The 19589-nt window shown below is 69.4% G+C and carries 22 protein-coding genes; 13 read left to right on the top strand and 9 right to left on the bottom strand.

Annotated elements, in window-relative coordinates:
* Nucleotides 1–9 precede the first annotated feature (9 nt).
* Both ACWGID_RS18315 and ACWGID_RS18310 read left to right on the top strand, forming a co-directional pair.
* Nucleotides 10–489, top strand: a complete 480-nt coding sequence (locus tag ACWGID_RS18315; protein ID WP_452197943.1) for a hypothetical protein — start codon at nt 10–12, stop codon at nt 487–489.
* Entirely contained in the window at nt 486–1421 is a 936-nt protein-coding gene (locus ACWGID_RS18310; RefSeq protein WP_452197941.1) for a hypothetical protein, read from the top strand. Before ACWGID_RS18315 ends, ACWGID_RS18310 begins: the two co-directional genes overlap by 4 nt.
* On the opposite strand, the gene ACWGID_RS18305 is transcribed toward ACWGID_RS18310, so the two are convergent.
* Nucleotides 1347–1754, bottom strand: coding sequence for a hypothetical protein (locus ACWGID_RS18305; RefSeq protein WP_452197939.1), 408 nt, complete (start codon nt 1752–1754; stop codon nt 1347–1349). The genes ACWGID_RS18310 and ACWGID_RS18305 overlap by 75 nt on opposite strands.
* A 116-nt stretch (nt 1755–1870) precedes the next feature.
* On the opposite strand from ACWGID_RS18305, the gene glnA reads away from it, so the two are divergent.
* Both glnA and ACWGID_RS18295 read left to right on the top strand, forming a co-directional pair.
* Nucleotides 1871–3211: a type I glutamate--ammonia ligase gene (gene glnA, locus ACWGID_RS18300; RefSeq protein WP_452197937.1), complete on the top strand. Its 1341-nt coding sequence runs from the start codon at nt 1871–1873 to the stop codon at nt 3209–3211.
* A gap of 226 nt (nt 3212–3437) precedes the next feature.
* Nucleotides 3438–4154, top strand: a complete 717-nt coding sequence (locus ACWGID_RS18295) for a Type 1 glutamine amidotransferase-like domain-containing protein (RefSeq protein WP_452197935.1) — start codon at nt 3438–3440, stop codon at nt 4152–4154.
* Nucleotides 4155–4160: 6 nt separating this feature from the next.
* On the opposite strand, the gene ACWGID_RS18290 is transcribed toward ACWGID_RS18295, so the two are convergent.
* The 3 genes from ACWGID_RS18290 to ACWGID_RS18280 are packed head-to-tail and all read right to left on the bottom strand — an operon-like array spanning nt 4161 to nt 5466.
* Nucleotides 4161–4448 (bottom strand): YiaA/YiaB family inner membrane protein, encoded by a 288-nt coding sequence (locus ACWGID_RS18290; protein WP_452197933.1) that lies wholly within the window; start codon nt 4446–4448, stop codon nt 4161–4163.
* A 52-nt stretch (nt 4449–4500) separates the two neighbouring features.
* Entirely contained in the window at nt 4501–4917 is a 417-nt protein-coding gene (locus ACWGID_RS18285) for a hypothetical protein (RefSeq protein ID WP_452197931.1), read from the bottom strand.
* Nucleotides 4918–4962: 45 nt separating this feature from the next.
* Entirely contained in the window at nt 4963–5466 is a 504-nt protein-coding gene (locus ACWGID_RS18280; RefSeq protein WP_452197929.1) for a hypothetical protein, read from the bottom strand.
* 130 nt (nt 5467–5596) lie between these two features.
* Between ACWGID_RS18280 and ACWGID_RS18275 the strand changes: the two genes are divergently transcribed.
* Nucleotides 5597–8581 (top strand): bifunctional [glutamine synthetase] adenylyltransferase/[glutamine synthetase]-adenylyl-L-tyrosine phosphorylase, encoded by a 2985-nt coding sequence (locus ACWGID_RS18275; RefSeq protein WP_452197927.1) that lies wholly within the window; start codon nt 5597–5599, stop codon nt 8579–8581.
* A 13-nt stretch (nt 8582–8594) separates the two neighbouring features.
* A complete protein-coding gene (trmB, locus tag ACWGID_RS18270; RefSeq protein WP_452197925.1) occupies nt 8595–9305 on the top strand; it encodes a tRNA (guanosine(46)-N7)-methyltransferase TrmB in 711 nt (236 codons plus the stop codon).
* Here trmB and ACWGID_RS18265 read toward each other — a convergent pair.
* A complete protein-coding gene (locus ACWGID_RS18265; RefSeq protein ID WP_452197923.1) occupies nt 9286–11874 on the bottom strand; it encodes a family 78 glycoside hydrolase catalytic domain in 2589 nt (862 codons plus the stop codon). The two genes, trmB and ACWGID_RS18265, sit on opposite strands and share 20 nt — an antisense overlap.
* A gap of 153 nt (nt 11875–12027) precedes the next feature.
* On the opposite strand from ACWGID_RS18265, the gene ACWGID_RS18260 reads away from it, so the two are divergent.
* From ACWGID_RS18260 to ACWGID_RS18235, 6 genes are all read left to right on the top strand, one after another.
* Nucleotides 12028–12114 carry a putative leader peptide gene (locus ACWGID_RS18260; protein WP_387775242.1) on the top strand — a complete coding sequence of 29 codons (87 nt, stop codon included), beginning with the start codon at nt 12028–12030 and terminating at the stop codon, nt 12112–12114.
* An 88-nt stretch (nt 12115–12202) separates the two neighbouring features.
* Nucleotides 12203–13111 (top strand): sulfite exporter TauE/SafE family protein, encoded by a 909-nt coding sequence (locus ACWGID_RS18255; protein ID WP_452197921.1) that lies wholly within the window; start codon nt 12203–12205, stop codon nt 13109–13111.
* A 33-nt stretch (nt 13112–13144) separates the two neighbouring features.
* Nucleotides 13145–14215 (top strand): ABC transporter substrate-binding protein, encoded by a 1071-nt coding sequence (locus ACWGID_RS18250; RefSeq protein ID WP_452197919.1) that lies wholly within the window; start codon nt 13145–13147, stop codon nt 14213–14215.
* 14 nt (nt 14216–14229) lie between these two features.
* Nucleotides 14230–15003, top strand: a complete 774-nt coding sequence (locus tag ACWGID_RS18245) for an ABC transporter ATP-binding protein (protein WP_452197917.1) — start codon at nt 14230–14232, stop codon at nt 15001–15003.
* Nucleotides 14990–15865: an ABC transporter permease gene (locus ACWGID_RS18240; RefSeq protein ID WP_452197915.1), complete on the top strand. Its 876-nt coding sequence runs from the start codon at nt 14990–14992 to the stop codon at nt 15863–15865. The genes ACWGID_RS18245 and ACWGID_RS18240 overlap by 14 nt, the downstream gene beginning before the upstream one ends.
* Before the next feature lie 26 nt (nt 15866–15891).
* Nucleotides 15892–16290, top strand: a complete 399-nt coding sequence (locus tag ACWGID_RS18235; protein ID WP_452197913.1) for a PLD nuclease N-terminal domain-containing protein — start codon at nt 15892–15894, stop codon at nt 16288–16290.
* A 6-nt stretch (nt 16291–16296) separates the two neighbouring features.
* On the opposite strand, the gene ACWGID_RS18230 is transcribed toward ACWGID_RS18235, so the two are convergent.
* The 4 genes from ACWGID_RS18230 to ACWGID_RS18215 all read right to left on the bottom strand — a co-directional run bounded on the left by ACWGID_RS18230 (nt 16297) and on the right by ACWGID_RS18215 (nt 18076).
* The gene (locus ACWGID_RS18230) at nt 16297–16590 is read right to left on the bottom strand and encodes a WhiB family transcriptional regulator (RefSeq protein WP_141862871.1); all 294 of its coding nucleotides are present in this window, start codon (nt 16588–16590) and stop codon (nt 16297–16299) included.
* Nucleotides 16591–16817: 227 nt separating this feature from the next.
* On the bottom strand, nt 16818–17372 hold the full coding sequence (locus ACWGID_RS18225; protein WP_452197911.1) for a histidine phosphatase family protein: 555 nt from the start codon (nt 17370–17372) through the stop codon (nt 16818–16820).
* Nucleotides 17373–17375: 3 nt separating this feature from the next.
* Complete coding sequence (locus ACWGID_RS18220) at nt 17376–17663, bottom strand: hypothetical protein (RefSeq protein ID WP_452197909.1); 288 nt, start codon at nt 17661–17663, stop codon at nt 17376–17378.
* 221 nt (nt 17664–17884) lie between these two features.
* The gene (locus ACWGID_RS18215; RefSeq protein WP_452197908.1) at nt 17885–18076 is read right to left on the bottom strand and encodes a GNAT family N-acetyltransferase; all 192 of its coding nucleotides are present in this window, start codon (nt 18074–18076) and stop codon (nt 17885–17887) included.
* 245 nt (nt 18077–18321) lie between these two features.
* Here ACWGID_RS18215 and ACWGID_RS18210 point away from each other — a divergent pair, with 245 nt between their 5' ends.
* Complete coding sequence (locus ACWGID_RS18210) at nt 18322–19401, top strand: 3-deoxy-7-phosphoheptulonate synthase (protein WP_452197906.1); 1080 nt, start codon at nt 18322–18324, stop codon at nt 19399–19401.
* Nucleotides 19402–19589: the final 188 nt, after the last annotated feature.

The following is a 19589-nucleotide window of genomic DNA, read 5'->3' as shown; positions in this document are numbered from 1 at the left end:
AATGATGTAATGGCGGGCGTGACTGAAGGTGAGCGGCCGGGGGCCGTCCGGCTGGGACGGGTCGGCAAGGGGATACGGGTCCTCGTCGCGGTCGCGGGCATCGCGCTGCTGATCAACGGATCGGTCCGGGCCTCCGACGACGCCTGGCCGTTCGGGCCGATGTCGCAGTACGCGATGTCGGTGCCGGACGACGCCTCGATCGACTACACCCGGATCAGTGCCGTGACCGACGCCGGTACGACGGTCGACGTACCGCTGAACATCGAGGGCGCCGGCGTGGCGCGGGCCGAGATCGAGGCGCGGGCGGGGGAGATCACCAAGGACCCGTCGCTGCTCCAGCAGGTCGCGGACGGGTGGGCGCGCAAGCACCCCGACCAGCCGAAGTACGTGAAGCTCCAACTGATCCGGGACACCACTCAACTGGTGAAGGGGCGCGTCGAAGGACCGCCCACGTCCCAGGTGCTGGCGACCTGGGAGGTCCGTCGATGAAGGTCGCGAACTGGTTCACCCCCACGATCGCTTTGGCGCGGATCGCGTGGTTGCGCACGATTCTGTATCTGTTCGTCATCCTCGACATGCACGCGTTCGTCCGGGACACCCGCGACAAGGGCGAGCACCCGGGGCTGTACCAGCCGTTGCTGCTGGCCCGGCTCCTCGACCTCCCGAAGCCGACGGTCGCGAACACCACCGCGCTCTACATCGTGCTGATCGTCGCCTGCCTGATCGGTGCGACGAACTACTTCCCGCGGATCGCCGGCTGGATCGTCGCGCCGGCATTCACCTGGTGGGTGCTGATCGGGATGAGCGACGGGAAGGTTGACCACGACCATCTCGCCCTCGTCATCGCGCTCTGGGTGCTGCCGACCGTCGCGGCGGGTCGTCGCGGACCGTCGTCGTACGGCGATCAGACCGCGTCGGAGGCGGCCGGGTGGGCGATCCGGTGCATCCAGATCTGCGTGATCGCGACGTACTTCCTGTCCGCGGTCGCGAAACTGCGCAGTGCCGGATGGGCGCTGACCTGGCCCGGGAGCGCCGTACTGACGTGGGCGATCGTACGGCGGCCGCACCCGGTCGGGGAGTGGCTGCTCAACTACCCGTGGGTGCTGCACGTGATGCAGTGGGTCGGCATCATCGGGGAGTTCTGCTCGCCGGTGATCCTCTGGCTGAAGGGCCGCTGGCAGTTGCTCGGGGCGCTGTTCTTCCTCGGGTTCCACGCCGCGAACACGGCGATCCTGCTGATCCATTTCCTGCCGACCGTGGTCTGCTGGCTGGCGTTCGCTCCGCTGGAGCGGATCGTGCCCTGGTTCCGTGCGCGCCGGGCCGCGAAGTCGGCGAGCTCGGACCGCTCAGACCGCGATGCCCGAGAGGCCGAAGACCAGGCCGAACACGGCCGGCAGACCGAGCAGCAGGCCGGCGCGTAGCTTGAACCGGCGGCCACCGGGTCCCGGCGTCCGGACGACCCGGGACAGCACGGCACCGGCGTACCCGAAGACCAGCGCGGCGAGCAGGATCTGGACGGTCGGCAGATCGTGGGCGTTCTGATGCCTCAGCCCGAGCGTGACGAGCCCCGGGCAGCAGAACGCGCACATGCCGAACCCGAGCTCCGGGATCGGCAGCCAGCGGCGCCCGAGGACGTCCCGCTCGGCCGGTCGCCGGTGCCGCAGTGACTGCACGAATCGCGCCGTACTGACGATCAGGTCGCTGAGGCAGAGGACCGCCGCCACGATCAGGGCGGCATGGAAGATCGTCTGCACAAAGGGACACGCTAGGCCCTGATCGCCACGATGTCCGCCCTGGCACGTAACGTCTGCTTAACAAGGGCGGGGCACACTGTGAGAAGTTCCGAAGACTCGGGTGAGAGGTGGACCGGATGGACAAGCAGCAGGAATTCGTGCTGCGCGCGCTGGAGGAGCGCGATGTGCGCTTCGTGCGGCTCTGGTTCACCGACGTGCTCGGGTTCCTGAAGTCGGTCGCGGTGGCGCCGGCGGAGCTGGAGAGCGCGTTCGCGGAGGGCCTCGGGTTCGACGGCTCGGCGATCGAGGGATTCGCCCGGGTGACCGAGGCGGACATGCTCGCCAAGCCGGACCCGTCGACGTTCCAGATCCTGCCGTGGCGCGGCGAGACCATGGGCACCGCGCGGATGTTCTGCGACATCAACATGCCCGACGGGTCCTCGTCGTTCGCCGACCCGCGGCACGTGCTGAAGCGGACGCTGTCGAAGGCCGCCGACCTCGGGTTCACCTTCTACACCCATCCCGAGATCGAGTTCTACCTGTTCAGGTCGCTCACCGGCGCGCCCGGGACGTATCCGGAGCCGGTCGACTCCTCCGGGTACTTCGACCACACGCCGCAGGGCATCGGCAACGACTTCCGCCGCGAGGCGATCACGATGCTCGAGTCGATGGGGATCTCGGTCGAGTTCAGCCACCACGAGGGCGGCCCCGGCCAGCAGGAGATCGACCTGCGGTACGCCGACGCGCTGTCGACAGCCGACAACATCATGACGTTCCGCGTCGTGGTGAAGGAGGTGGCGCTGTCGCAGGGCATCTACGCGTCGTTCATGCCGAAGCCGTTGTCGGACCACCCCGGTTCCGGGATGCACACCCACATGTCGCTGTTCGAGGGTGACCGGAACGCGTTCTTCGAGGGCGGGGCGCAGTACCAGCTGTCGAAGACCGGGCGGGCGTTCATCGCCGGGCTGCTGCAGCACGCGGCGGAGATCACCGCGGTCACCAACCAGTGGGTGAACTCCTACAAGCGGCTGGCCGTCGGCGACGAAGCGCCGTCGTTCATCTCGTGGGGTCACAACAACCGGTCCGCGCTGGTGCGGGTGCCGATGTACAAGCCGCACAAGGGGCAGTCGAGCCGCGTCGAGTTCCGGTCGCTGGACTCGGCCGCCAACCCGTACCTCGCCTTCGCGCTGATGCTCGCCGCCGGTCTCAAGGGGATCGAGGAAGGCTACGAGCTGCCGGCCGAGGTCGAGGAGGACATCTGGTCGCTCACCGCCCGCGAACGCAAGGCCCTCGGCATCAAGCCGCTCCCCGGCAGCCTCGCCGAAGCCATCAGCGCGATGGAGGACAGCGAACTCGTCGCCGAAACCCTCGGCGAACACGTCTTCGACTTCTTCCTCCGCAACAAACGCGCCGAATGGCAGGACTACCGCCGCCAGGTCACCCCCTTCGAACTCAACAAACTCCTCCCGGTCCTGTAGCCCGCGCCCAAACCCAAGCCAACCGCGGCCCGGGTCGGGACCCGGGGCGGACGGTCGTCGGGCAAGGTGTGCGCCCGCGCAGCGTTCTCCCGGCGTGCTGACGCAGGGCTGCGGTGCAGCGGTGGTTGTCCGCCGGGTCGTGGGTTGGGGTTGGTGAAACGCCGCCGTTCTTCACGAGTCGCGGTACGAGGGGCGGACCTTTTGGCACGAGTGGATGGGGATCTTGGTGGTTGATAGTCAGGTCGTCGCGTTGGGTGGTGGTGGGTTCTCGATGGAGCCGGAGAACCTGTTGCTTGACGACTATGTGCTCTCGTTGGTGCCGAAGGGGCGTAAGCCGCGGGTTTGCTTTGTTCCGACTGCGAGTGGTGACTCCGAGGGGTACAGCGATCGGTTCCTGGCGGCGTTCGGGCCGGAGCGGGCGGAGGCGACGGTGTTGTCGCTGTTCAAGCGGTCGGTGGGTGATCTGGACGCCTTCGTGCTGGAACAAGATGTTGTGTACGTCGGTGGCGGGAACACCGCGAACCTGCTGGCGATCTGGCGACTGCACGGGCTCGACGTCGCGTTGGAGAAGGCCTACCGCGCAGGTGTGGTCATGGCTGGGATCAGCGCTGGGATGAACTGCTGGTTCGAGGCCTCGGTGACGGACTCGTTCGACACCAACGGCTGTGGTCCGCTGGACGACGGGCTTGGGCTCTTGCCGGGTAGCGCGTGTCCGCACTACGACGGCGAGGCGTTGCGGCGTGACACCTTCCTCGGTCTGGTCGAGTCCGGCTTCCCGGAAGGTTATGCCGCCGAGGACGGCGTGGCCTTGCACTTCACGAACGGCCGCCTCGCGAACGTCGTCAGCTCCCGTCCCGACACGGCCGCCTACTCGGTACGCCGTAGCGACGCCGGCGTGTCCGAGGAACGCCTGCCTGCCAGGTACCTCGGCGCTCCCCGGTGACCCGCGTCAGCTGTCGACTCTGAAGGGGTCGTGGTCGGTGAGGAGTTTGTCGAGGCGGGCCTGGTCCACGCGGCTGGTGACCTCGGTGATTTCCTGGCGGTCGCGGACGACCTTGCACAGGACGACGGTCGACGTGACGACGTAGAGCAGGCCGAGCGCGAGGAACGCCCGTACCCAAGGTTGGGCCGGTAGGTAGACCAGGGCGATCGACATCGCCGTGATCGAGATGCCGAAGGATGCGACGGCTTGCGCGTAGAAGGCGGCGGTTTGTTGCGGCTGGATCTTCTTCGTCATGCCGAGATCTTCAGGCCGCCGCCACCTCGCCCGCATGAGCAAAACCACTCAATCAGCCGACGAAGACTTCCAGGAGCGTGGCGGGCGCGGAGGTGGTGAGCCGGTCCAGCACCGGTTGGCCGGTGGTGACTCGACCCAGCACCGTCGACGTGGGGGAGAGCGGCGCATCCGCAGGCGTGATGAAGAACTCGCTGGAGTTGCCGCGTCCCGGGGTGTTGCTGAGGGCAATCGCGTTGGCGCGGTCGAGGGTCAGCACCAGGTCGCCCCGGTTCGTGCGGAGGGTGACCTTGACCAGCCCGAGCGTCGGCGCCAGCGAGTACGGCGGTTGCCCGTGCTCGCCCGCGGTCCGGGTGTAGGTGCAGTTCTTGAACAGCGTCGGCGTGGCCTGGGCGCGGGCCACCCAGCCTTCGACGACGAGTGCTACCGCGGCGACGGCGAGGACTGCGACAACCCGTTTCCAGTGACGCATGCTTCTGAAGGTAACACTGGGTAGCCGGATTACAACAGGCTGTGTTCAGACGTTGGCTGGCTCGGCTGGCGTGCTGTCAGAGCCGTGCTTGGAGGCCCACCGAGCAGCAGCCGTCGAGTGCCGGTACGGCGGAACCTCCAGCGCGACCGGCGCCTCGACCACCGAAGCCGCCGACTCGACTGATGGAGCCGGCGCGACCACCGGCGTACCGTCGTCCGCCAGCGCGTGTACCTCGTCGACGGTGAACAGCCCGACCGGGCGGACCCCTTCGGTGACGATCACGATGCACCCGGGGATCACCTGCTGGGCCCGATGACCCTTGGGAGGAACGAGAATCCCCTCGGCGGGCGTGCGCCAGGCGCCGGGGGCGAACCGGCTCAGCGCGAGCCCGGCCTGGCCGTCCTCCGGGGTGCGTGGTGGGAGGTAAGCGGTCGCCGTGTAGTCGTAGTCGTAGTCCGGTTCCGGCGGTCCGGACACTCGCCCGCCCTGCTGGGGTGTCAACCAGACAACCGTGCCTCGCACGGCGAGCGACCCCGTCATCATGACCATGGAACGCCATCATGCCGACTACTGAGCGAATCCGCTACACGACACCGTGTATTCCCCGCAATCCAGTTGAGACTTTGCGGACGCACCGGCCGCTGCTCGGTCCGCGGCCCGGGTTGGATAGCCTTCTGAGGTGGCTGAGGGTCGGAGAGGGTCGTGGGAGGGACGCCTGGTTCGGCTCGGGTTCGAGGACCCGCAGCGGGCGGCGGGGAGGCTCGAGGAGCTGGACGCGCTGGACTCGCACAGTCCGATGGCGACCGAGCAGCTGATCACGACGCTGTCGGAGTCGGCCGACCCGGATCTCGCGCTGCACAGCCTGTGCGGGATGGCGGAGGCGCTGCACAAACACGGGTACGACGTGGCCGCGTTCGCCCGCACGCTCGAGATGGATGCCGACTTCCGGCGCCGGCTGGTGTTCGTGCTCGGCGCGAGCGAGGCGTTCGGGCGGCACCTCTGCCTGCACCCGCGGCACTGGTACGACCTGGCCGACCCGTCGCTGACCGGGAACCGGCCGTCGGTCGAGGACGTGGCGCTCAAGCTCGCCGGCGCGGTGAACGCGGACAACCCGGTCGACGCGCTGCGGGTCGAGTACCGGCGGCTGCTGCTCCGGCTGGCCGCTCGGGACCTGGCCGAGGGGCTGCTCGTCGACGAAGTCGCCGCCGTCCTCGCTGATCTCGCGGGTGGGGCGCTGGAGACCGCGCTGCACATCGCCCGCAACGAGTACTTCGCCGCGCACCCCGGTGCCGCCGACTGCCGGCTCGCGATCATTGCCATGGGCAAATGCGGCGGCCGGGAGCTGAACTACGTCAGCGACGTCGACGTGCTGTTCGTCGCCGAGCCGCACGACGGTGAGCCCGAGGCACCGGCGCTGCGAACTGCGACGTACCTCGCGGCCGCCACGATGCGGATCTGCTCGGCGCACACCGGCGAGGGCACGCTTTGGCCGGTCGACGCGGCGCTGCGTCCGGAAGGTAAATCCGGTCCGCTGGTCCGCACCCTCGACAGCCACCTGGCCTACTACCAGCGCTGGGCCAAGACCTGGGAGTTCCAGGCGCTGCTCAAGGCTCGCCCGGTCGCGGGCGACGTGGCGCTCGGTGATGAGTACGCCCAGAAAGTCGGGCTGCTGGCGTGGTCGGCGGCGGACCGCGATGGCTTCGTCAGCGACGTCCAGGCGATGCGGCGGCGGGTCATCGACCACATCCCGGCCGCGGACATGGACCGGCAGCTGAAGCTCGGTCCCGGTGGCCTGCGCGATGTCGAGTTCGCCGTACAACTCCTGCAGCTCGTCCATGGTCGCAGTGACGAGTCCGTCCGCAGCGGTACGACGCTGGTCGCGCTCGAGGCCCTGACCTACAACGGGTACGTCGGCCGCACGGACGGCGCCGTACTCGCGGATGCGTACCGCTTCCTGCGGTCGATGGAGCACCGCATCCAGCTGTACCGCCTACGCCGTACTCACCAGGTGCCGGACGACGAGGAGGACATGCGGCGGCTCGGCCGCTCGCTCGGGTTCACCAAGAACCCGGTCACCGACCTCACCGCGGCGTGGAAGAAGCATGCGCTCGAGGTCCGGCGGCTGCACGAGAAGCTGTTCTACCGGCCGCTGCTCGCCGCGGTCGCGCGGATCCCGGGCGGCGAGGTGCGGCTGACTCCGGAGGCGGCGAAGCAACGGCTGACCGCGCTCGGGTACGCCGATCCCGCGTCCGCGCTGCGGCACATCGAGGCACTGTCCGAGGGGGTCTCGCGGCGGTCGTCGATCCAGAAGGCCTTGCTGCCGGCGATGCTCGGCTGGTTCGCCGAGTCGCCCGCGCCGGACGCCGGCCTGCTCGCGTTCCGGACGATCTCGGACGCGCTCGGTTCGACCCCGTGGTACCTGCGCCAGCTACGCGACGAGGGCGCGTCGGCCGAGCGACTCGCGCACCTGCTCGCCAGCGGCCGGTACGCCGTCGACCTGCTGCAACGCGCGCCCGAGGCGACCGCGATGCTCGCCGACGAACGCGAGCTGACGCCGCGGACCCAGGAAGCCCTGCTGACCGAGATGTCCGCGGCCGGCCGCCGTCAGGACGCGCCGGAGGCCGCGGTGGCGGCGATCCGCGCGGTACGGCGCCGCGAGTTGTTCCGGATCGCGGCAGCGGACCTGTCCGGTCTGCTCGACGTGGAGACCGTCGGCGCGGCGCTCACCACGGTCTCGGTCGGCACCTTGACGACGGCGCTCGAGGTGGCCCGGAAGGCGGTCGCGAAGGGTGAGCCGGAGCCGACCCGGATGTCGATCGTCGCGATGGGCCGGTTCGGCGGGCACGAGCTCGGGTACGGCAGCGACGCGGACGTGATGTTCGTGCACGACCCGATCCCCGGCGCCGACGAGAAGAAGGCGACGGACTTCGCGACCCAGGCGGCGACCGAGCTGCGGCGGATGCTGGCGCTGCCCGGTGCCGATCCGGCGGTCGCGATCGATGCGGACCTGCGGCCGGAGGGACGGCAGGGTCCGCTGGTCCGGACGCTGGCGTCGTACGCGCAGTACTACGCGCGCTGGTCGGCGGTGTGGGAGGCGCAGGCACTGCTGCGGGCGGACCCGCTGTGTGGCGATGCTGACCTGTGTCAGTCGTTCCGTGACCTGATCGACCCGTTGCGCTATCCGGAGCAGGGGATCAGCGAGCGCGAGGTGATGGAGATCCGGCGCATCAAGGCGCGGGTCGACGCCGAGCGGTTGCCGCGTGGCGCCGATCCGAGCACGCACACGAAGCTCGGCCGCGGCGGTCTGGCCGACATCGAGTGGACCGTCCAGCTCCTCCAGCTGCGGGAAGCCCACCGGGTCCCGACCCTCAAGACCACGCGGACGCTGACGGCGCTGCGCGCCGGCGTGAACGCCGGTCTCGTCGACCCGACCGAGGCGGACACGTTGAGCGCCGCCTGGGAGATGGCCAGCCGGATCCGGAACGCGATCATGCTGGTCCGCGGCCGGGCGAGCGACTCGCTGCCGCGGGATCCCCGGGACCTCGCCGCGGTCGCGCACATCTGCGGCTACCCGCCGGGCGAGTCCGGCCGGTTCTCCGACGACTATCTGCGCACCACCCGCCGCGCCCACAACACGGTGGCGCGACTGTTCTGGGACGACTAATACACTCCTGCTGGTGGAAGCTGTGGATCAGGTCAGGCAGGCGGGTGTCTTCAGCACCGTCCGGCGCAGTGTGCGGATGACGGTGGGGCAGAAGCGGGTCTGGGCGACGCGCTGGGCGGAGCTCGGTCGGACGCAGGAGGACCTGCCGCCTGGTGAGCTGGACCTGGGCGAGTGGTTCGGGCGTACCGCGCCGACCGTGCTGGAGATCGGCTCCGGGATGGGGGAGGCGACCGCGCAGCTCGCCGTCGCCGCGCCGGAGGTGAACCATGTCGCCGCGGAGGTCTACCCGGCCGGTCTCGGCCAGCTGATGCTGTGGGTGGAGAAGTACGACCTCGACAACGTCCGGCTGCTACAGGGTGACGCGCTGGACTTCCTCCGCGACCACGTCGCTCCCGGTGCGCTGGCCGGCGTCCGCATCTACTTCCCGGACCCGTGGCCGAAGAAACGGCACCACAAGCGCCGCCTGGTCACGCTGCCGTTTGTCGGGCTGATCGCGTCCCGGCTCGAGCCCGGCGGGACGTTGCACCTGGCAACGGACTGGGCGGACTACGCGGACCGGATGCTCGAGGTCTGCGAGGCCGAGCCGTCGCTGCGCAACCAGTACGACGGCTGGGCCCCGCGGCCCGAGTGGCGCCCGGTCACCAAGTTCGAGTCCCGCGCACAGGCCGAGGGCCGCGAGGTCCGCGACCTGATCTACCGCAAGGTCACGCCGACCGACTCGTGAACGCCCACTGCCCGGCGCCGACCGTGTAGACGGTGTAGCCCTCGCTGTACGTCGGCGAGCCCGCGAACGACCGCGGTACGGCGTCGACGTGCTCGGCCGACTCGGACGGGACATGGACCTCCGCCGTCGCGCCGACCGGGACCTGCACCTCCAGGGTGAGCACCCGGCCGTTCTGCTTCCAGGACACCGACACCCGGCCGCGGATCGTCTCGGTGCGGATGCCCGCCGAGTTCACCTCGTCGCGCGCGTCCGGCCGCACCACGATCCGCTCGGCGCCCGCGTCGATCACCCGCAGGCCGGCGACGTTCTCGAAGATCCACTGCACGACCGTGCCCTGGAAGTAGTGGTTCCGCGACCGCGAGTCGTCCTCCCACTTCTCCCACATGGTGTCCGCGCCGAGCTCGAACCAGTACCCCCAGCTCGGGAAGGTCCGCTGCAGCGCGACCTTCGTCGCCACGTCGCCGTACCCGTGCTTCGTCAGCACCGGCAGCAGGACGCCGACGCCCAGGCAGCCGGTGTTGAGGTGGAACCCGCGCGCCTCGACGTCCGCGGCGAGATTGGCCGCGACGCGATCGACCATGTCCTCCGGGACGATCCCGAAAGCCAGCGGTACGGCGTTGGACGTCTGCCGGTAGTCCGGGTCCTTCTCGGTGCGGTACCGGCCTTCGGTGCGATCCAGGAACGCCCGGTTCAGCCCGTCCGCGAGCTCCCGCGACGCCTTGCGATACTCGTTGGGCTGTCCAATCACATCGCCGATCTCGGCGGCGACGACGAGCGCGCGATAGAGGTACGCCGTACCCGTCAGGCGCCGGTCCTCCGGGGCCGGGCCGCTGCCGAAACCGGGTGGCAGCCAGTCGCCGAGAACACTCACCGACAGTCCGTCCTCGACCCGGTCCAGTTCCCAGGCGAGGTAGCGGGTGAGAGAGTCCCAGTGCTCGCGGAGCAGTCGCTCGTCGCCGTACCAGCGGTACATCTCGCGGAGCAGGAACGGGTAGACGGTCGGCCACTCGGTCGCGGGGGAGAGGTCGGTGAAGCCCCAGCCGCTGGACGGCACGATCACCGGCAACTGTCCGGACTCCGCCTGACTGTCCCGGATGTCGCCGAGCCACTTGGTGAAGAACCGGGCCAGGCCGAGCGTCGCGAGCATCGTCGGCGCCCCGACCTGCGCGTCCCCGGTCCACCCGTTCTTCTCGAAGTACGGCGTGTCCGTCGGGATCCCGTGCAGATTGCCGAGGATCGTCCGCCGCATCGCCCGCTCGTACTGTTCGTACGGCGCCTGCGTCGAGGTGAACCGGGTCACCGACGGGACGTCGGAGTTCACGACGCGCATCTGGACGTCGGCCGGCGCGCCCTCGACCTGCACGTAGCGGAACCCCTTGTACGAGAACTTGGGCTCCCAGATCTCCACGCCGGTGCCGGCCGCGACGTACTCGTCGCGCTGGATCCGGTCGCCGTCGACGTGCACGTTCCACGCCGCCACGTTGCCGTCAGCAACCGTCTCGCCGTGCGTGAGGGTGACGGTCGTCCCGGCCTCGGCCGTGACCGCCAGCCGCGTCCACCCGGCGACCGTCCGTCCGAAGTCCACGATCCAGACCCCCGGTCGGACCTCGGTGACCTCGACCGGGTCGACGGTCTCGATCACCCGGATCGGCTCGTGCGCCTGGGCCGTCACCGTGCCGCGCGGCGCCTCGACGAGACTCGCCGGCGACCAGGCCGAGCCGTCGAAGCCGGGCGCGTCCCAGCCCGGGAGCGCGCGCCGGGCGTCGTACGTCTCGCCGAGGTACAGCGAGTCGGACAGGGTCGGTCCGCCGGTGATGCGCCACGACTCGTCGGTGACCACCTCGGCCACGCGACCGTCGTCGTACTCGACGATCAGGCGGGCGATCAGTCGCGGGTCGGCGGTCCAGGGCGTGTCGTGCCAGCGCCAGACGTTCACCGAGGTCATCCCGAAGAACCCGCGGCCGAGTTCGGCGCCGACCACGTTGCCGCCGGAGCGCAGCAGGTCGGTCACGTCGTGCGTCGTATACAGAACAGTGCGGTCGTACGCAGTGAAACCCGGGTCGAGTACGGCATCACTCACCGCGTGACCGTTGAGCCGCAGATCGGCGTACCCGAGGCCGCTCGCGTACAGCCGCGCGCGCCGGACGGTCCCGTCGACGGTGAACGCGCGGCGCAGCAGGGGAGCGCTGTCGGTCGTGCCGCCGATCCACTGCGCACTATGGAAGCCCTCGTTGAGCAGGCCGGTCTCGAACGACGACGGTTCGGCCCACTGATCCGACTGGTCCAGACCGTCCCAGAGCAGCACGGTCCAGTGGTACCGCGTCCGCGCCGCGACCGGGCCGTCGTACTCGATCCCGAAGGTCCGCGCCGACTCGACCTTCCCCGAGTCCCAGACGTCGGCCTGTTCCGGTGTCAGCAGCTCCGGCGCCGAGGCGACGAGGATCCGGTACGCCGTCTGGGTCGCGCCGTACCCGGGGGAGTCGGCGACCCAGCTGAACCGGGGCTTCGGGACGTCGACGCCGACCGGACGGACGGCGTACTCGGTCTGGAGAGATCGAGGTGTCAGCACCCCACGACCCTAGGGAGGCGCCGCGCGCGCGATCAACCTTCTGACCAGAACCGGTCGATGATCACATCTGATCGCTTGTCTCGGTTGATGATTGACAGGTCCAGATGCTGAAACCTGAGCATCTTGCTCGACTTTGTCCGCTTTCATAGTCCTATGCAGATCGTCGCGAACGCGCCCGGAGACGCCCTCACCCGGCGTCGGCACGTCGATCTGCTGCGCGTGAACTCCTCGGGTTGTTGATCCCCCAGCGTCGTCTCCCGACCTGACCGGCCCTTCTCGGCCGTGATCGACACCGCCCCGACTCCTTCCGACCCGTAGGAGCAGTTCTGTGCGTCGTCTCATCCTGATCGCGTTGCTGGGCTCGATCGCCCAACTCGTCGACGGCACCCTCGGCATGGCGTACGGCGTCACCGCCAGTACCGCCCTGCTGATCACCGGGATCACCCCGGCCGTCGCCTCCGCCTCGGTGCACCTGGCCGAGGTCGGTACGACGCTCGCGTCCGGCCTGTCGCACTGGCGCTTCGGCAACGTCGACTGGCGCGTCGTCGCGCTGATCGGTGCGCCCGGCGCGGTCGGTGCGTTCGCCGGTGCGACGTTCCTGTCGAGTCTGTCGACCGAGTCGGCGTCGCTGTGGGTCGCTGGTCTGCTGCTCCTGCTCGGCGTCTACATCCTGGTCCGCTTCGGTACCGGGAAGGTCCGGGCGGTGATCGAGGGTCGCCCGGCGGGCAAGTTCCTCGGCCCGCTGGGTCTGGTTGCCGGCTTCATCGACGCCACCGGCGGTGGCGGCTGGGGTCCGGTCGCGAACTCCGCGCTGCTGTCCAGCGGCAAGCTCGCGCCACGGCGCGCCGTCGGCTCGGTGAACGCTGCGGAGTTCCTGGTCTCGATCGCCGCCAGCCTCGGCTTCCTGTTCGGCCTCGGCCGCGAACACCTGCCGTTCGACCTCGTCGCCGCGCTGCTGATCGGTGGCGTGATCGCCGCTCCGCTGGCCGCCTGGCTGGTGTCCCGACTCGCCACCCGCTGGCTCGGTGTCGGCGTCGGTCTGGTGCTGATCCTGACCAACGCCCGCACGGTCCTGAACGGTCTCGACGTCACCACCGGCCCGCGGTACGCCGTCTACGCCGCGCTCGTCCTCGGCTGGGCCGCGATCGTCGCGTACGGGATCCGCGCCGCGGCCCGCCGTACCGTCTCCGAGGCCGAAAGCCTTCTCGACGACCGCGAGCTCGAACCCACTTCCTGAGCTGCTTCTTCCTTCAAGACAAAGGCTTTTCCTGTGAGCATCTCCGCCATCCGTCCGTTCCGCCTGCTCGCTGCAGCTCTTGCCCTGACCGTCGCCGCCGCGGGCTGCTCGCGCGCCGGCGGCAGCGAGGACACCGCCGCCGCCACGTCCGACAAGGGCCCCGCCACCGAGCTGCGGCTCGGGTACTTCCCGAACGTCACCCACGCCGCCGCGCTGGTCGGGCTCGGCAAGGGCCTGTTCGCCAAGGACCTCGGCAGCACCAAGCTGGTGCCGACCAAGTTCAACGCCGGCCCCGAGGCCGTCGGCGCACTGCTCGGCGGCTCGCTGGACGCGTCGTTCATCGGCTCCGGCCCCGCCATCAACGCCTACGCGAAGTCCAACGGCGAGGCGGTCCGGCTGATCGCCGGTGCGACGTCCGGCGGCGCGCAGTTGGTCGTCAAGCCGACGATCACCAAGCCCGAGGACCTGATCGGCAAGACCGTCGTCACGCCGCAGCTCGGCAACACCCAGGACGTGTCGCTGAAGAAGTGGCTCGCCGAGAAGAACCTGACCGGCAAGGTCAAGGTGACCAACCTGGAGAACGCGCAAACCCTCGATGCGTTCAAGAAGGGCGACGTGGACGCGGCCTGGCTGCCCGAGCCGTGGTCGTCGCGACTGGTCCTGGACGCCGGCGCGAAGGTACTGCTCGACGAGGCGTCACTGTGGCCGGACGGGAAGTTCCCGACCACGGTGCTGATCGTCCGCACGCAGTTCCTGAAGGAGCACCCGGAGACCGTGAAGGCGCTGCTGTCCGGCCTGGTCGCGGCGATCGACTTCAGTACGGCGAACACCGCCGACGCGAAGACCGTGGTGAACGACCAGCTGAAGGCGGCGACCGGCAAGGCACTCAAGCCCGCCGTCATCGACCGGGCGTTCGAGCACATCCAGATCACCGCGGACCCGATCGCGTCCACGTTCCCGCAGCTGGCCAAGGACCAGGTCACGGCGGGTATCGCCAAGGAAGCGCCGGCGGTGGCCGGCTTCGCGGACCTGGGGCCGCTGAACGAGGTACTCGGCAAGGCCGGCAAGCCGACGGTCGACGCCGCCGGCCTGGACGCCAAGTAAATAAGGAGACTCCCATGACCGCCATCGTGGACGCGCCGCCGAACCAACTCAGCCCGGTGCGGTTTCATCAAGTAGGCAAGGCGTTCGGGACCGGCAGCAAGGCAGTGGTCGCGCTCGACGGTGTCGACCTCGAGGTCGGCGCGGGTGAGTTCGTCTGCCTGCTCGGCGCTTCGGGCTGCGGCAAGACCACGCTGCTGAACCTGGTCGCTGGACTGGACCGGCCGACCAGCGGGCGCATCGAGATCAACTCCTCACGTCCGGCCGTCGTCTTCCAGGAGGCTGCGCTGATGCCGTGGCTGACGGCTGCCGGGAATGTCGAGTTGCCGCTGCGAATGGCCGGCGTACCGAAAGCAGAACGACGGGCGAAGGCAGCCGAGCTGCTCGAACTCGTCCGGCTCGGCGGGCTCGGCGACAAGCGCCCGCACGAGCTGTCCGGCGGGATGCGCCAGCGTGTCGCCCTCGCCCGGGCACTCGCGTCCACGACCGACTCCCGTGACGCGGGCAAGCCGTCGTTGCTGTTGATGGACGAGCCGTTCTCCGCGCTCGACGCGATCACGCGCGACGTCCTCCAGGGCGAGCTGCTGCGCATTTGGGAAGCGACCGGTACGGCGATCCTCTTCGTCACGCACGACGTCCGAGAGGCGGTGCGGCTCGGGCAACGCGTCGTACTGCTGTCGTCTCGGCCGGGGCGGGTCGTGCGCGAGTGGGACGTCGAGGACGCGCCGAACGCGGTGGACGAGATCAACACGGCGCTGCGAAAGGTGATCAGTAGTCATGCCGCAGCTTGAGGTCCAGGAAGGATCGGTCGAGGCCGGCCTGGATGCCCTCGACACCCCGGTCCACGCGCCCGAAGGATCACGGGTACGGCGGATCGCCGCGCGCGTGCTGCCGCCCGTTGGGGCGATCGTCGTCCTGGTGGCGATCTGGCAGGCGTTGTGGGCGGCGGCGTTCTGGCCCGAGTTCAAGCTGCCCGCGCCGGTCGACGTCTGGGGCCAGATCTGGCAACTGGTGACCACCGGCCAGATCCTCGAGCTGTTCTGGGTGTCGGTGCACCGCGCCGTGATCGGGTTCGCGATCTCGCTGCTGATCGCCGTACCGCTGGGGCTCGCGATCGCGAACATCCAGGTCGTCCGGCGGGGGATCGGGCCGCTGATCTCGGGACTGCAGAGCCTGCCGTCGGTGGCCTGGGTGCCGGCCGCGATCCTCTGGTTCGGGCTGAACGACCGGGCGATCTACTGGGTCGTCCTGCTCGGCGCGGTGCCGTCGATCGCGAACGGGCTGGTGTCCGGACTCGACCAGGTGCCGCCGATCCTGCCGCGGGTCGGCAAGGCACTCGGCGCCGGTCGGTTGAGCGGCATCCGGTACATCCTGCTGCCCGCGGCGCTGCCCGGGTTCCTCGGCGGGCTCAAGCAGGGCTGGGCGTTCTCGTGGCGGTCGCTGATGGCGGCCGAGCTGATCGCGACCTCACCGGAGCTCGGTGAGGGCCTCGGACAGTTCCTGCACAACGGCATGTCGCTGTCGGACATCTCGATGGTGTTCGCCGGGATCGTGCTGATCTTCGTGGTCGGCGTCGGCATCGAACTGCTCGTGTTCCGGCCGCTGGAGAACAGCGTGCTGCGCGCGCGGGGACTCACCGCCTCCGCCCGCTGATCGGGTCCGCACCGTACTGTTGGAACGTGGTTCGATTTCTGCCGTTCCTGATCAGCCTCGTGCTCACCGTGTACGCGCTGTTCTCCTGCATCCAGACACCCGACGAAGACGTGCCGCACCTGCCCAAGCTGGTGTGGATCGTCCTGATCGTGTTCGTCCCGTTCGCCGGGCCGATCATCTGGCTGCTGATCTCGCGGACCCACGGCGGTCGCGCCGAGCCCGTCGTACGACGACCCTCGGCGCAGCCGCTCAGTCGGCCGCTGGCGCCCGACGACGATCCGGACTTCCTCAAGTCTCTGGACCGCTACCGGGACCCGCGCACGACCGTGAAGCCACCGGAGCCCGAGGACCCGAAGGACTCACCGAAGCCGAAGGACTCCAACGGCTCCGGTGACTCACCGACCGAGGACGACGGGTCTGCCTGAGATCAGCTAGGCCGACTTGCGGTGCTCGGGGAGGACGGGGTTGTCGCGCTCCGACTCGGTGGTGCCGCCCCAGACGCCGTACGGCTCACCGACCGACAGCGCGTGCTGCCGGCACTCGGGCTGAACGGGGCAGGTGCCGCAGAGCGACTTGGCCACCATCTCGCGTGCGCGTTTGCGAACGCCACGCTCCGATTCGGGTGAGAAGAAGAGCTCCGGGTTGACGTCCCGGCAGGCAGCTTGTGACTGCCAGTCCCACAGATCCATGAGCGGGCGGGGCAGGCGAGGCATCCCTCTCGACATGGCAACCTCCTTGACTCACCGTAAGCGCGGACGGGCGCTCGGTGAAAACTATGCTCATCTCTTACGTAGTTCAACCCTTGTTGTCTCGAAGTTCGGGCGCATTGTTATCGGCGCGCGCCGTCGCGGGCCGTGATCGGCCCTTTTCAGGCGGCGAGCGTGTTCACGTCACCACCAGGTGTGACATGAGTCACTTCAGCGATGCACAATCAGCTGCACGTGCAGATGCGTCAGGCGCCGTTTGAAGGGTCGTAGCGGTAGTACTCGTGGGCCCCGTGCGCGGTGTTCTTCTCGCCGGTCAACGCCCGGATCACGGTCGTGTGCGTGATCGCCAGCACCGGTCCGTCGGTGCTCGCGGTGTGCCGGGCGAGAGCGGCGCGGGCCCGCTCGCGAACGCGCGAGAGCGGCTCCCAAGGCCGCTGGATGCCGTTCGGCCACTCGCCGTCGTACGCCTCGAACTCGGCCTGCGCGGCGCGCACGTCGGCGGCGCCGCGCCAGAGTCCGTTGTGGTTCGGCAGCCAGTCGCGCAGGTCGTGGTCGACCTTCACGCCGAGGGCGAGCCGGTGGCCGATGATCGCGGCACTGTGCAGGGCCCGCGTGAACGGGGAGCTGACCAGGTACGTCGCGCGGATGCCGCCGAGCAGGTCGGCAAGCTCTTCGGCCTGCTTCATCCCGACGGCGGTGAGGGGGGCGGAGTCGGCCGCCGTTCCCGGCCAGCCCCGGGAATCGATCGGCGCGTAGTCCGGCTCACCGTGCCGGACCAGATAGATCTGCGTCACGGGCATGTTCTACCGGAGATGCCGGGCCGCCGCCCATCCGCGCGGGTGACCGGGCGGCGTGAGCGGGTCGGTGGCAGAGGGCGGGCGGATCTGGTGCAGCTCGTCGAAGAGGTTGTCGAGACAAGCCCGCGGCGCGGTTGGCGTCGCCTGCGCGTCGATCCAGCGGATCTCGGTCGCGCCCTGGTGGCCGTGCACGGCGAGGATTGCCTCGACGTTCGGCCAGACGGCTGTCGCCGGGTTGTCGCCGCGCCAGCGCAGGGCCACCGATCCGTCGGTGAACTCACATCCCTCCGCCACCACGCCGGTCCCCGACACACCGCTGGGATCCCGATACCGAACCAACTCAAAGGTCCGTGGCCTCACCACCTGCAGCACTCCCCGCTGTCTAGACCGTCTTGCAGCCCTCAACGAGCCCACACCACTCGTGGTTACTGCCCAGCAACCTCTCGCCGCATGAACATCCGCTGCACAGGGACTTGACCCAGGGTCCAGCCCGAACCCGGTTTCCTTCGCCCGAATCACCAGCAGCCCAGGCGTGAGCTCATAACCTCCACGAACCCGAGCCGCGCGCAGTACGGCCCGTTCCACGGGACACTCCGGAAGGTGCTGAGCGTCAGCGCCGGAAACCCCTGGTCGCCCGCCCACCGATCGACGTGATCGATCAGCCGCCGCCCGATCCCGTTGCCTTGGTACGCCGGATGCACGCTCACCTGCTCGACGGAAATCGTCTTGGTGGGCGGGACGGATGTTCATGGGTGCTATTGTCTGTCTCGTGAAGCGTTGCTATTGGCGATTTTTTGAGTGGCCGGCCTTGGTGCCGGGCGACTCAGCCGATTGCTGACGCCCACCCGCAGACACCAGAGCCGGCACGAAGGCAAGGACATCCGTCCTTGCCTTTTCTCGTTCCCAGCCGGCTGACTGCGATGCTTCGTGGCGACCGGCGGAAAGGTCCACCATGAACACCCTCCCCCGACCGAGCGAACAGACGCGCGTCGTCGACCGACGGATCGAGAAGACCGTCCCGCTGGTCACCCCGCAGGCCCTGCACGACGAGTACCCCCTCGACGACGACCTGGCCGGCACCGTCGCCGGCGGTCGCCAGGCAGTGGCCGACGTACTGAACGGCGTCGACGACCGGCTCGTGGTCGTGGTCGGCCCGTGCTCGGTGCACGACGCCGACGCTGCCCTCGAGTACGCCGGACGCCTCGCACCGGTCGCCGAGCGCCTCTCCGACGGCCTCCTGGTCGTGATGCGGGTGTACTTCGAGAAACCGCGCTCGACCCTCGGGTGGAAGGGCCTGATCAACGACCCGGGCCTGGACGGCTCCGGTGACGTGAACCGCGGGCTGCGGATCGCCCGGCAGCTCCTCGTCCAGGTCACCGAACTCGGACTCCCGGTCGGGTGCGAGTTCCTCGACCCGATCACCCCGCAGTACATCGCCGACACCGTCGGCTGGGGCGCGATCGGCGCCCGCACCGTCGAGAGCCAGGTGCACCGTCAGCTGTCCTCCGGCCTGTCGATGCCGATCGGGATGAAGAACCGCCCCGACGGTTCGGTCGCCACCGCGGTCGACGCCGTCAAGGCCGCCGCCGTACCGCACGTCTTCACCGGTATCGACCACGACGGCGCCCCCGCGATCCTGCACACCCGCGGCAACCCGGACTGCCATCTGGTACTGCGTGGCTCGGACAGCGGCCCGAACTACGACGCTGAGTCGGTCGCCGGTGCGGTCGAACTCCTCGGCAAGGCGGGCCTGCCCGAGCGGGTCGTCGTCGACGCCAGCCACGGAAACAGCCGCAAGGACCACCGCCGGCAGCCGGTCGTCGCCGAGGAGATCGGCGCGCAGGTCGCGGCCGGTAACAAGGCGATCGTCGGCGTGATGCTGGAGTCGTTCCTGCAGGAGGGCCGCCAGGAGCTCGACCCGACCCGCGAGCTGACCTACGGCCAGTCGATCACGGACGCCTGCATGGGTTGGGACACGACGGTAGAGACCCTGGAGAAGCTCCGGGACGCGGCAATCGCTCGACGCGGCTAGCTGTTCATCTGCAGGCCGCACAGCGGCTACAGGGCGATCCTAAGGTCCGGACCATGACTGTCTTGAATTCCGCGACTCCGTCGCGGGGGGGGGTTTGGGTGAGAAATCCCCCCCCGCCCCCGCGGCGCGGGGCCGGAGGGGCCGGCGCGCCCCCGACCCCCAGGGGGGGGGCCCCCACGCCCGCTGAA

This window comes from Kribbella sp. NPDC054772, from assembly GCF_053611945.1.
Note: the sequence above shows the minus strand (reverse complement) of the source record. Positions and strands in the feature narration are given on the sequence as shown.

Coding starts and splice junctions, on each gene's coding strand:
- ACWGID_RS18315 (WP_452197943.1), top strand. CDS start 10: ATGGCGGGCGTGACTGAAGGTGAGCGGCCGGGGGCCGTCCGGCTGGGA.
- ACWGID_RS18310 (WP_452197941.1), top strand. CDS start 486: ATGAAGGTCGCGAACTGGTTCACCCCCACGATCGCTTTGGCGCGGATC.
- glnA (WP_452197937.1), top strand. CDS start 1,871: ATGGACAAGCAGCAGGAATTCGTGCTGCGCGCGCTGGAGGAGCGCGAT.
- ACWGID_RS18290 (WP_452197933.1), bottom strand. CDS start 4,448: ATGACGAAGAAGATCCAGCCGCAACAAACCGCCGCCTTCTACGCGCAA.
- ACWGID_RS18285 (WP_452197931.1), bottom strand. CDS start 4,917: ATGCGTCACTGGAAACGGGTTGTCGCAGTCCTCGCCGTCGCCGCGGTA.
- ACWGID_RS18280 (WP_452197929.1), bottom strand. CDS start 5,466: ATGGTCATGATGACGGGGTCGCTCGCCGTGCGAGGCACGGTTGTCTGG.
- ACWGID_RS18260 (WP_387775242.1), top strand. CDS start 12,028: ATGCAGATCGTCGCGAACGCGCCCGGAGACGCCCTCACCCGGCGTCGG.
- ACWGID_RS18245 (WP_452197917.1), top strand. CDS start 14,230: ATGACCGCCATCGTGGACGCGCCGCCGAACCAACTCAGCCCGGTGCGG.
- ACWGID_RS18240 (WP_452197915.1), top strand. CDS start 14,990: ATGCCGCAGCTTGAGGTCCAGGAAGGATCGGTCGAGGCCGGCCTGGAT.
- ACWGID_RS18230 (WP_141862871.1), bottom strand. CDS start 16,590: ATGTCGAGAGGGATGCCTCGCCTGCCCCGCCCGCTCATGGATCTGTGG.
- ACWGID_RS18225 (WP_452197911.1), bottom strand. CDS start 17,372: ATGCCCGTGACGCAGATCTATCTGGTCCGGCACGGTGAGCCGGACTAC.
- ACWGID_RS18210 (WP_452197906.1), top strand. CDS start 18,322: ATGAACACCCTCCCCCGACCGAGCGAACAGACGCGCGTCGTCGACCGA.